The 12,460-nt window shown below is 34.0% G+C and carries 11 protein-coding genes; all 11 read left to right on the top strand.

Annotated features, from left to right (window positions below):
* Nucleotides 1-4 precede the first annotated feature (4 nt).
* The 11 genes from K337_RS0108090 (at nucleotide 5) to K337_RS18045 (ending at nucleotide 12,447) form a co-directional block, all read left to right on the top strand.
* Nucleotides 5-805: a carbohydrate ABC transporter permease gene (locus K337_RS0108090; RefSeq protein WP_028856150.1), complete on the top strand. Its 801-nt coding sequence runs from the start codon at nucleotides 5-7 to the stop codon at nucleotides 803-805.
* Nucleotides 787-1,914 (top strand): GNAT family N-acetyltransferase, encoded by a 1,128-nt coding sequence (locus K337_RS0108085; RefSeq protein WP_084140822.1) that lies wholly within the window; start codon nucleotides 787-789, stop codon nucleotides 1,912-1,914. The genes K337_RS0108090 and K337_RS0108085 overlap by 19 nt, the downstream gene beginning before the upstream one ends.
* 9 nt (nucleotides 1,915-1,923) lie before the next feature.
* Nucleotides 1,924-3,639: a DUF4091 domain-containing protein gene (locus K337_RS0108080; RefSeq protein WP_028856148.1), complete on the top strand. Its 1,716-nt coding sequence runs from the start codon at nucleotides 1,924-1,926 to the stop codon at nucleotides 3,637-3,639.
* 3 nt (nucleotides 3,640-3,642) lie between these two features.
* Nucleotides 3,643-4,653, top strand: coding sequence for a uroporphyrinogen decarboxylase family protein (locus K337_RS0108075; RefSeq protein ID WP_037029265.1), 1,011 nt, complete (start codon nucleotides 3,643-3,645; stop codon nucleotides 4,651-4,653).
* A gap of 52 nt (nucleotides 4,654-4,705) precedes the next feature.
* On the top strand, nucleotides 4,706-5,500 hold the full coding sequence (locus K337_RS0108070) for a CobW family GTP-binding protein (protein ID WP_028856146.1): 795 nt from the start codon (nucleotides 4,706-4,708) through the stop codon (nucleotides 5,498-5,500).
* A gap of 824 nt (nucleotides 5,501-6,324) precedes the next feature.
* Nucleotides 6,325-6,972 carry a corrinoid protein gene (locus K337_RS0108065; RefSeq protein ID WP_028856145.1) on the top strand — a complete coding sequence of 216 codons (648 nt, stop codon included), beginning with the start codon at nucleotides 6,325-6,327 and terminating at the stop codon, nucleotides 6,970-6,972.
* Nucleotides 6,973-8,031 carry a uroporphyrinogen decarboxylase family protein gene (locus tag K337_RS0108060; RefSeq protein ID WP_028856144.1) on the top strand — a complete coding sequence of 353 codons (1,059 nt, stop codon included), beginning with the start codon at nucleotides 6,973-6,975 and terminating at the stop codon, nucleotides 8,029-8,031.
* A 48-nt stretch (nucleotides 8,032-8,079) separates the two neighbouring features.
* Nucleotides 8,080-9,069, top strand: a complete 990-nt coding sequence (locus K337_RS0108055; protein ID WP_028856143.1) for a uroporphyrinogen decarboxylase family protein — start codon at nucleotides 8,080-8,082, stop codon at nucleotides 9,067-9,069.
* Between the two features lie 6 nt (nucleotides 9,070-9,075).
* The gene (locus K337_RS0108050; RefSeq protein WP_051251675.1) at nucleotides 9,076-10,566 is read left to right on the top strand and encodes an ASKHA domain-containing protein; all 1,491 of its coding nucleotides are present in this window, start codon (nucleotides 9,076-9,078) and stop codon (nucleotides 10,564-10,566) included.
* Nucleotides 10,567-10,575: 9 nt separating this feature from the next.
* Nucleotides 10,576-11,292, top strand: coding sequence for a uroporphyrinogen decarboxylase/cobalamine-independent methonine synthase family protein (locus tag K337_RS0108045; RefSeq protein WP_028856141.1), 717 nt, complete (start codon nucleotides 10,576-10,578; stop codon nucleotides 11,290-11,292).
* Nucleotides 11,293-11,412: 120 nt separating this feature from the next.
* Entirely contained in the window at nucleotides 11,413-12,447 is a 1,035-nt protein-coding gene (locus K337_RS18045; RefSeq protein ID WP_051251674.1) for a uroporphyrinogen decarboxylase family protein, read from the top strand.
* Nucleotides 12,448-12,460 lie beyond the last annotated feature (13 nt).

Raw genomic sequence — 12,460 nt, 5'->3', positions numbered from 1 at the left:
AAGGATGAAAAAACAATTAGGCAGGCTGATTTTAATATTAATCTCCAGCTTTATGATAATTCCATTTCTCTATATGTTTATGACATCTCTAAGGGTAACTTATACGGCTTATAATTTTAAGTTTGCTCTAGACGATTTGACATTGAGAAATTATAAAGAGATTTTTTATAACACAAATTTTATTAGATATTTTCTAAATAGTTTATTTATTTCCCTGAGCGGAGTAGTTTTAAATGTGATATTTAGTTCTATGGCAGGGTATGCCTTTGCAAAATTAGAGTTTAAGGGGAGGGAAAAGATATTTTTCTTTATGTTATTAACTCTTATTGTACCTTCCCAGGTAACTCTCCTGCCTCTCTATGTAATAATGAGGCATCTAGGGTGGTTAAATACTTATATGGCGTTAATACTTCCTCTTCCAACTGCTGTGGGAGTATTCATAATGAGACAGAGTATCTTAAAGGTACCGAGAGATCTCATGGACTCTGCCAGAATAGATGGATGCTCAGAATTTAAAATATTTATGGAGATAGTGCTGCCGCTTATAAAACCGGCAATAATAGCTCTTTCAATATTCACATTTATAGGGGCTTGGAATGAATTTTTGTGGCCTCTTATAGCTACTACATCAGATCCTATGAGAACCCTTACAGTGGGGATGGCCAGTATGAATGCCCAGTATACTGTTAATTACGGGTTGGTCATGGCGGGAGCTACTATGACATTTTTACCTTCATTTCTATTTTATATCCTCCTTCAGAGACAGTTTGAAGAGGGGGTGGCACTATCAGGATTAAAGGGATAGAAACTATAGAGGTAAGAGGAACCGAAAAAAATGAGGTGGAAGAGGTAATCGATCTTATAAATTGTGTATTCAGGACCGGCAGGGGAGATCTTCCTCACACAATGGAGAAGGAATTCCCGTTGCTGCTTTTATCTGAAAATAGGGAAAATATGAGGATAATAAAAGATGATAAAGATATAATCTCTATTGTAAATTTCCTCCCTCAAAAGATCTTGATAGAGGGAATACCCATATCGGCAGGATCTATAGGGGCTGTATGTACCCATCCTAATTATAGGGGAAGGGGATATTCTTCAAAAGTTTTAAAAGATGTGGAAAATAGAATGAAGGAGATAGGAGTAAATCTATGCCTTATATCCAGCACGAGAAGTTTGTATAAAAACTGGGGAGCCAGTGAGGTAAAAAATTGCAGGAGATACAAAATTTCTGCTGGTCTTCCGACTTTAAAGTTTATTGTTAGAGAGTATAGGGAAGAGGATATTTTACCTATAAAGAAGATCTATAATTCTCAAGGGACCAGGTATTTAAGGCTGGGTAGAGATTTTGAAACTCTTATAGATTCAGGAACCTTTCCCTTTGGAAATACATCGTATAAAAGATATGTACTGGAAGATAAAGATGGTCTAAGGGGATATATAATCCTGAAAAAAATACCTGAAAGAATAGTAGTAAAGGAAGCTGTCGGAGACAAGAGTGAAATATTTGATGCTCTGGCTCTTCTAGGAAATCAATTAGGAGTGGATAAAATTGATTATATTCTACCTCATGGAGAAGTAGCTCCTGCAGGATACCGAGGAGAAGAGGAGTATCTTTCGGGAGTTCTAAAGATAGTAGACTTTGTGGGCCTCATGGAGGAGTTAAAGCCATATTTTAAACAATACTGTATAGATGAAGAGATAGAAAAATTACAAGTTATGGAAAAAAATGGTAAATATCAACTGAGTTTAGGATCAGAAAAATTGGAAATACAATCTCATAGGGAACTCCTCGAATTAATTTTTGAGAAAAAAGAAGATAAAAAAAGTATAGATGGAGGGAAATTGGATGAGTTAATAGATACGGTATTTCCACTTCCCTTTCCATGGACAGAAAATTTAAATTACCAATAGGAGAAATCGATGAATATTCAATATAAACTTTATAATTCAGCATTCAAACATATAGACGGTACCAGTCTTCCTGTGGAAGATAAATTAAATTTAAGGGTATTAAAGGGTGAGAAATTTGCATTTCAGATAGCCCTAACCAGTGAAGAAAGTATACTGCTCTCTCTGGGATCTCATAACCACATAGGTTATAAAGGATTGAAAAAAAGGGTGAGAATAGACCTTGAAAAAAGAGAAAATACAGACCTTAAAGGATATTTTCTGGGATATGTATTGGATGATGATTCAAAGACCCTCATAACAGATCCTATATTGAAGAAGGAGTATCTATACAATGAGGCAGGTAAACCGACTATGATCTGGGTAGAGGGAAGAGTGGATAAAGAATATTGTGGAGATAACCTGAATATTACCATAAATTTATTGAGTCAGGAAGGGTATGATACAGAGATAAAGGAGCAGGTTATAAACTTAGATATCGCTGTAGTAGATAAAATTCTCCCTGAGTTGAAAGAATCTGACTTTCACCTGGATCTATGGCAGCACCTTTCATCTTGGGCAAGGATGTATGAGGTAGAATTTTGGAGTGATGATCACTTTAAGATAATAGAGAATTATACAGCGGAGCTGGCTTCACTGGGAGAAAAAGTGATCACTGTGGTGGCTTCTGATTTTTCCTGGGAGGGACAGGGATGCTTCCAGGTAGAGGAAAATTGTTCAAATCTCTTTGAACATAATATCATAGGAGTAAAAAAAGATATAAAAGGGAAGATACAGTGTGACTTTACTGCCTTGGAAAGATATTTGGAGATTTGCTTTAAATACGGGATGAAAAATGAGATTGATATCTTTGGTCTTTTGGCAAGCTGGCAGAGGACAGATTTTGGGAACCCTCTAAAGGATTATGACGATTATATAAGGATAAGTTTCTTTTCAGAAGAGAGTCGAACCCATGGCTACATAGACAATAAAAAAGATCTGGGAGAATATATCAGACAGGTATTTGAATTTTTTAATGAAAAGAACCTTATGGACAGAGTAAGGGTAATCAGCGATATGCCTAAAAATCCAGAGTCCTTTAAAAAATGGTCAAAATTTTTAAAGGATTCAGCTGAAATGGATCTTCTTATAAAAACTGCCCTCCATGAAGATAGTTTTACCGATAGATTGGATGGGATTTCAGATGTATCTCTTTCTCTGCCTCTACTATTAAAAAGTAAAAACATTTTAAAAGATATAGAAGAAAAAATAAAAGGAAAATTAACCTGGTATGTATGCTGGTTCCCGGATAAATTAAACCACTTCATAAGTTCACCACTGATGGAAAGTAGGTTGACAGGCTGGTACTCCTACTATATGGGACTAAATGGTTTTTTAAGATGGGACTATGCACTCTGGACAAGCAAGCCCTTTGAAAATGTCAGCTATAAATATCCCAGATGGAAGGCAGGAGATATGTTCTTTGTTTATCCTGGGAAAGATATGAAACCTATAAGATCTATAAGGTGGGAAAATCTGAGGTTTGGAATTCAGGATCAGGAAATAATGAAGATGGCTGAAAAGAAGATCGGAAGGGAAAGAATAGAGACTCTTATGATGGAAGTTTTAGGAGATAAAAAAGACATGAAAGCTACGGAAGAATTTACTGTAGATATGAATTATTCTGTAGATTACAACAAATATATGGTTATAAAGGATAAACTTGTAGAAATTATAAAGAGGAGATAAATTATGACTTTAATGGAATATATAAATCGGGAGGAAAGGGGATATCTCCTGCCATTTATGGGAGCCAATGGACCTATTATGGTAGAAAAACCCATGGAAGAGATCTATGCTTCTCCCGAAGAGCAGTTGATGCTGGCAAAGAAGATGGAGGAAAAATTTCCTAGTGATTTTATCTATGCTTTAGATGAAGGAAATCTATTCTGTGATGTTATGGGAGTTGCTCTTAAAAAGCCAGGGTATGACTTTTCCATGGTAATGGATCATCCGATAAAAACTGTGGAAGATTTAGAAAAATTAGAGATTCCTGATCCATATACAAATAAAAGGATGAAAACTAATTTGAAATCGTTAAATCTTATTTCAGAAAATATAGATAAACCATTGTTTGTATCTCTACAAGGACCTTTTACGATGGCTGTACAGTTAGCTGGAGCCACAGGATTACTCAAGGCAACCATAAAAAATCCTGACTTTGTAAAAAAACTTTTAGAATTTACAGGTGAGGTAGTGGATAGATATGCAAAAGCCATAGTAGGAGCAGGTGTAAAGATGATATCTATAGCAGAACCATCTACAGTTATGTTGGCACCAAAAAAGTTTCCTGAGATGGTATTAGATAATCTAAATAAAATTTTCAAAAATTTAGACTGCTGGAAATGTGTGCATATATGTGGAGATACAAGTAGGATTTATCCTTATATATTAGAGACTCCAATAGATGCATTTAGTTTTGATCAAATAATGGATATGGAAGAGATTATAGAAATTTTTCCTAAAGATAAAGTAGTTATAGGAAATCTAGACCCTATATATCTTCTTGGAAGGGGTAGTGTGGATGAGGTAACTGATAAAACCGCTGAACTACATAATAAAATGAGAAAATATGACAATTATCTTATGGCATTTGGGTGTTCTTGTATCAATACGACTCCTATCGAAAATTTAGAGACTGTATCTAAATGGGGAAGAGCTAGTTATGAAGAGATAAGAATTTTTATAGAAAATAATAAATAAAAAAAAGGTTTGTATAGATGGGATTATAACAATATCAAAGTAGGTGATGAGGATGATTAAGGTTGAAATTGTTTCTGGATTTTTAGGAGCGGGGAAAACCACTTTTATAAACAAGAGATTAAAAGAGTTGAAAGAAGAGTTTAGTGAAGAAAAAATAGTTTTAATTGAAAATGAATTCGGGGATATATCCATAGACAGTGAATTTATAGTGGAAGGGGTAAAAATAGAAGAGATCTCCAGCGGATGTATCTGCTGTGTCTTAAAGGAAAACTTTAAGGAATCTCTGGAAAAGATAATAGAAAATGATATCGACAGGATAATAATTGAGCCTACAGGCTTGGGGATATTAGGAGAAATATTAAAGATATTAAAAAGTAAAAAGATATCCAAAAGATGCGAGATTGTTGCGGTAACTACGGTTATTGACGGAAAAAATTATCTGGAGCAGATAGAGATATTCGGTAGTTTCTTCATGGATCAAATAGAAAATGCCAAAACCCTCTATATAAGTAAAATAGATGATCTAGAAGTTGAAAATATCTCTGAAATAGAAAGATCACTGAAAGAAATAAACTCCAAAGCAAAAACTATTTTTGAAATTAAAGACATAAAAAGTATGTCTATAACGGATTTTAAAATAGACATAGAAAGATTAAAACAGATATTGGAAACATTGTCCTCTGAGCAGTATGGAAAGGTCCTCAGAGGAAAGGGTTTTTTGGGGAATTGTTCATTTAATATTGTAAATGGAGAATATGAACTAGTTGAAGAAAGGGTGAAAAGAAACAATAAATTAATTCTTATAGGGGATTTAGATAGGGAAAATATAAGAAAATTATTTAAATAAAGAGAAAAAGACCACTAAAAACTAGTGAGAAAATCCTAGTTTTTAGTGACAAGTCGGGAAAAAAATGGTATAAATTATGTAAATAAATTTTTAAAGGAGAAAACTATGTTTAAATTAAGATTCAATTGAGCCTGAATAGATTATAAACTTCTGGATGAAGTCATAATGAAATTTTTAGAATTTGAAAAAATTATATATTAGGTGGACCTATTGCTTCAATATTATAAACATATATTTCTTTTCACTCTTTAACTTTCGACCCATTTTAAAATTATGATGGATATAAATAAATATATTAACGAGAAATTTTGACCTTAATATTTTATCTATTCCTAAATAATTATTTTCGGAACGCCTAGTTCCAACAATCATTATAAAAAGAACAACAAATAAACAATACAATATTACAACTAGTTATATAAATTAGTTAAAATAGAAACCTTTATATTTTTTAATGCAAAAATATAAAACACACACAATACATATGAAACTATTAATTTATAGTAGTTATTTATGTCACCTTTTTTGATGCAAAAATATAAAAATAAACCAAAGGTGAAGTGAAAGAAAAAGGCTTAGTCACGAATTAGGCAAAGACTAAGCAGAAACAGGTTAGAACGTGAAGAAAACAAAAATATCTAAAACTTAGTGAGTTTAGTGTGGTTAATAACGAAAAGGTTGTAAGGTTTAAATCTATAGGAATGCTGACATTGTAATGTCATAACAATCTGAATGTATCTGACTAAGTTCAACTATAGAGTCATATTTATAACTCTAAGTTTCAGTTATGTGTAAAAAAATAAAATAAAAAAAAGGGAGAAAAAATGACTAAAAAAGAATTATTTGAAGAAATTAAAAACAATTTAATTGAGATGGAAGAAGAAGTTGTAGAGGAACTATGTAAAAAGTCACTTGAAATGGGAATACCGGCAAAAGAAACTATCCAGGAAGGTTTGATCGCAGGAATGGAAGTTGTAGGTCAGCTGTATGAAGAGGAAGAATATTTTCTGCCTGAAGTGTTAATCTGTTCAGATGCTATGAATATGGGAATAGACGTATTAAAACCTCACTTAGAAGGAGATGTATCTAGCGATAAAATAAGAGCAGTAATAGGTGTAGTAGAAGGGGATACCCATGATATCGGAAAGAATTTGGTTAAAATCATGTTAGAAGCCGGAGGTATAGAGGTCCATGACCTGGGAAGAGATGTAATACTAGATGAATTTGTAAATAAAGCAAAGGAAGTAGAGGCTCACTTTATTATTATGTCTACCCTCATGACAACTACCATGGAAGGTATGAAAACTGTTATTGAAAAATTAAAATCTGAAGGTATGAGAGAATCTGTAAAGGTTGCCATAGGAGGAGGGCCTATCTCCCAGAGGTTTGCAACAGAGATCGGAGCAGATCTGTATACTAAGGATGCCAATGAAGCTGTCAGAAAGATAAAAGAAATACATGAGGCTGCATAGATGGAAGTAAAAAATGATATATTGACATCTAAAGAAAGAGTTATGGCATTTTTACAGGGGAAGCCTATGGACAGGGTTCCATGTATGCCCATAGTAACATCAAATGCATCTCATCTAATAGGCAGAACTATCAATGAATTTCAACTAGATCCGAAGGTTATGGCTGACTCCTATATTGCTGCATATGAAAGATATAAGTATGATTTGTCATATTTATTTACCAATACTTCTTATGTTGCAGAAGCCATGGGGCAGGAATTAGTCTATTATGACGATGAACCAGCATGCACTCATAATCCTGTTATACAATCAAGAAAAGATCTGAATAAGATTAAGGTCGCAGATAAAAATGACGGGAAATTCCCTATCTTTTTTGAAGCTTTGGATATATTAAGTGAAAAAGTCGGAGATGAGGTAATTTCAGCTGTATGTTTTTCTGGTCCGTTATCTACTGCTGCTACTTTGAGAGGAACTCAGGATTTTGTGAAGGAGATGTATAATGATCCTGAGTTTTGTATGGATTTACTTAAAATGACAACCGAAAGCTGTAAAAATTTCATGAAGGAATGCATAGATCATAATGCGTTGCCTATAATTTTAGAGCCGATTTCTTCTGGAAGTATACTAAGTCCTAAATTATATAAGAAATTTTCATTACCATTTACTAAAGAATTAGTAGACTTAGCTCATGAGATGAACTCCCTTATAGCTCTTCATATCTGTGGGAAGACACATAAAATTATTGATCTCATGGCAAATACAAAAGCAGATATTTTAAGTATAGATATCTGTGATTTAAGTGTTGCCAGGGAAAAGGTAGCTGGGAAATCAGCAATACTGGGAAATATAACGCCGGCAGATGAATTATTATTTGGAACAAGGGAAGATATAATGGAGGTCTGTAAAAAAGTATTACAAGAGATGGAAGGGTATGAAGGTGGTTTTGTATTGTCTTCAGGGTGTGAAATTCCAAAAAAAGTACCATTTGAAAATATAGACGCAATGATGGATGCAGCGAGAAGTTATGGTGCTTATGATTTTAAGAGTGAGACCGAATAATTTTTAGCAGAAGATAAAAAAACTTTTTATCCTAAATATGGAGGGAATATGACTGAAAAACAAAGACTAATAGATGTCTTAAATGGAAAGAATACAGACAGGCCGCCTGTTATCTGCCCGGGAGGGATGATGAATGCTGCGGTAACAGAAGTTGTAGAAGGGATGAAAAAAAATCATAACAGTGATGTAGATGCAATGGTAGAAGCTGCTGTAAAAGTACATGAAATAACAGGGTTTGAAAATTATGGAGTCCCTTTTTGTATGACAATAGAGAGTGAACCTTTTGATGTGGAAGTGGATTTGGGAAGTAAATTAGTTGAACCGAGAATAACTAAATATAATGAGGATATCTTAAATCATTTAGATGTGATAAAAGTAAAACATTCTAAAAGGGCCTTGGTTGTGCTGGAAGCAATCTCAAAGCTAAAAAATGATGAGATCCCGGTAATCGGTAATATAACAGGTCCCATGAGTGTGGTGACATCTGTTATTGAACCAACGGACTATTATAAGATGATGAGAAAAGATAAAGTTATGGCTATGAAATTTTTAGAAGTCGTTACAGATTATTTAATCAAATTTGCCGCTGAGATGATAGAAAGTGGTGCTGATCTTATAGCTATGTCTGATCCAAGTGCTACAGGGGAGATCTTAGGGAAGAAAAATTTTGAAGAATTTATGATACCTATGTATAAAAAGATCTCAGAAGCAGTACATGAAAAAGGAATAAAAATAATTATTCATATATGTGGCAAGAGTAAGAGTATTTTAGAAAGCTTAAATGAATCTGGAGCAGATTCCCTCAGTTTTGATTCAGCAGTAGGGGTAAGGCAGGCTAAAGAAATAATCCAGGCTCCAATCATGGGGAATGTGAGTACTCAGCTTTTAGACCAGGGAGAGGATGAAAAAGTTAAATTACATACAGAGACAGCTATAAAAGACGGAACCAGCATTGTATCGCCAGCCTGCGGACTGGCCATGAGTACATCTATCAAGAATTTAAAAGTAATGACAGATACAGTAAAGAGTAAAGGGTGAGTATGGGTGAGAGATAATTATAAGAAAGAGAATCATAGTCTGGTAACAGTCAGATATAAAAATAAAAAAATAAAGGTAGAAAAAGGAATTATATTAAGTGACGCCATAAGATTTATGGAGGAAAAAATAGAGACACCATGCAATTGTATGGGGATCTGTAAAAAGTGTCAGATAAAAGTCAATGGGAATCTATCTCCTAAAGAAAAAATAGAGGAAAATCTCCCTAAAGAAGTTCGATTAGCCTGTATAACAAAGGTATTAGGAGATGTAGAGGTTTTTGAACTTACAGACTCGGAATTAAAAATATCTGAAGAAGAGATAAACCTTGATATAGATACCGAGGAGAAGGGAAGGGTACTTGCTATAGATGTAGGGACAACAGGTGTTTCGGCCAGGTTAATTGATTTGGATAAAAAAAGAATAACAGGAAATTATTCAGGTTTAAACTATCAGAGTGAATATGGAGCAGATGTACTATCCCGAATTACATATTGTATACAGAATGATGTTTCAAACTTACAAAATGCGATCTTAAGTCAAATAAAAGATATCATAAAAAAAGTAGGAACTACAGACAGGATAGCAATTGCCGGAAACACTACGATGCAGCATCTGATCTATGGAGAAAACCCTAAGTCACTTGCGATCTCACCCTATGAACCTGTATTTTTAGAGGAAAAATCATTTTTTATAGATAATATACAGACAACCTTACTTTCCAATGCTTCCAGTTATGTGGGAGCCGATATAGTTTCCGGTGTAGCAGCTATAAAATTAGAGGAAAAGAATAATACCCTGTTTATAGATATTGGAACAAACGGTGAGATGGTTTTATCTATTGACGGGAAACTACATGGGACATCAACTGCTGCCGGGCCTGCATTTGAAGGTATGAATATAGAGTGTGGAATGAGGGCAGGAAATGGTGCTATTGAAGGTTTTGAGATAGATGAGACAGATAATAAGTTTAATATAAAAACAATAGGAGAGACTCCTACAGGAATATGTGGAAGCGGATTATTAGATATCATGTCTGAATTTGTAAAACACAAGATTGTCTTAAAAAGTGGAAAGCTTAATCCCCGAATGAAACCAGAATTCAAAGAAAAGTTAAGGGATAAAAAGTTTTATATAACTGAAAATATATATTTGAGCCAGGGGGACATCAGACAGATACAATTAGCCAAGGGAGCCATCGCAGCAGGAGTAAAATTACTCCTTTTAAAAGTAGAAAAAGATATATCTGATATCGATGAGGTAATAATAGCTGGATCATTCGGATACCACCTGAATGCTGAGAGCATATTAAATATAGGTATTATCTCTGATTTTGACGGGAAAATAAGTTTTGCAGGGAACACATCATTAAATGGTTGTATTGGGTACTTGGTCAATAAAGAGATGAGAGAAAAAATAAGGACTACTAAGATCGATGTAATGGAGCTATCTAAGAGTGCAAAATTTCAAGATGTTTTTATAAAAGAACTACAATTTTAGGAGAAAAATATGAAATGTATCAGACAGAACGACCTGGAAATATCAAAACAAATAATGGACAGATATAATTTAGAAATACCTGAGGGTAGGCTAGATTATATTCTACAGGAAAAAGAAGGGTTCTTTCCTTTATTCTCTAATTCATTATTCAGTGCCATGGGAGGCATGACAGAATATAATAAGGTAAAAGAAATAATGTGTAGTAATGTAGATGAATTCTTAAATCTGGAAGGTTTAAAAAAAGAAAATATAGATATTGAAGCCATCTCAAAAGCAAAGGTTTATTCCCTGGATGGAATATTTACAACCTTAATTTCATTTATTGAAATGAGTAAAGTGTTGAGACTTATGAGAAAAGATACAGATAAATTAGAAACAGCATTTGAAAAAATAGAAAGGAATTTTATTTTATTTGTAGAGACCCTGAATTTAAATGGTGTAAGACACTTTTCTTATGCCGATCCATCTGCCATGCCTGAAATATTAGGAAAGCACCATGAAAGATGGATTGTAGAGAGGTTTATAGATCTTTTGGATAAATTATCCCACCTGGATATAGTGGTTCATATATGCCCGGTTTTATTCAATGACCTAAAAAAAAGACTGGATATGAAAAATTATCCGGTGGAATCTTATCAGGATGAATTTTTCAATGAAAAAGGTTTTAAAGTAGTAGGAGGCAGCTGTATTAAAAATAAAAATGAAGCATTATATTTTTATTTTTAAATGGAGTTAATTCATATATCGTTCTCGGTAGAATAAAATTTGTAGAAGCGATATCGCCTTTAAAATTAAACTAGATAAGTATTTTGAATTTGTAAATCAGTAAAAAGAGGGAGAGAGAGTATGAAACCGTTAGAAAGAGAAAAGATGATAGAAAAAACAGGAAGTGCAGACAGGATTTTAACCTGCCCCTTTATAGATATGTTTGGAGCTCAGCTCATCAATAAAAATATCAGGGAAGTAAATTTATCAGGAAGACTCATGGCAGATCTTGAAATAGAAGCTTATAAAATTTTTGGCCATGACGGTGTCAGTGTAGGACCTGGATTATATGGAGTACCAGAGGCTTTAGGAGTAGTTTTGGATCTGCCAGAGACCAGTTATCCATATGTAAAAAGATGTGTAGAAGTAGACTATGATAATATAGACCTCCTACCTATATGTGACTCTAAATCAGACGGAAGGTTGCCTATTTTTTTAGAGGGAGTAAGGATACTCATAGACGAAGTTTCAGGTGAAGTTTCTGTGGGAAGTAGCGTCGCAGGACCATTTAGTACTGCCGCAACGATTATAGGAACAGAAAAATTCTTAAAGGATATAAGAAAAAATCCAGAGGGTATTCACAAGCTTTTGGAGAGAGTCACCAAAAGTGTACTCAACTATATGGATGCTGTGATGGATATGGGAATAGTTCCTAGTATGCCTGATCCTGTAGCTTCGGGAACCCTCATAAGTACAAAAACTTTCAGAGAATTTGCACTGCCCTATTTGGAGATATGTGTAGAACATATTAGGAATAGGATGGGAAGGGGGCCGGCTCTTCATATATGCGGGACTACAAAAAAACATTGGCTGGAGATAAAAAAACTTAATTTGTCAGCTCTCAGTCTGGATAATATCGACGATATAGGGGAAGCCTGTGAAACTCTAGGGGATAAATTTTGTATCATAGGAAATGTTGACCCTGTAAATGTCGTGTTAAATGGGACAAGGGAAAGTATCTATAGGGAAGTAAAAAAGTGTATAGATAAAGCGTACAATAATCCTAAGGGATTTGTTCTGGCTACAGGATGTGATATACCTATAAATGCATCTCCTAAAAATGTAGAATATTTTATGGAAGCAGCCAGACTGTACAGTCGTTTTAGAGAAAAATAAAAACAGGGGGATA

Source organism: Psychrilyobacter atlanticus DSM 19335 (assembly GCF_000426625.1).
GTDB lineage: Bacteria > Fusobacteriota > Fusobacteriia > Fusobacteriales > Fusobacteriaceae > Psychrilyobacter > Psychrilyobacter atlanticus.
This window is presented reverse-complemented; position numbering and strand designations above follow the sequence as displayed.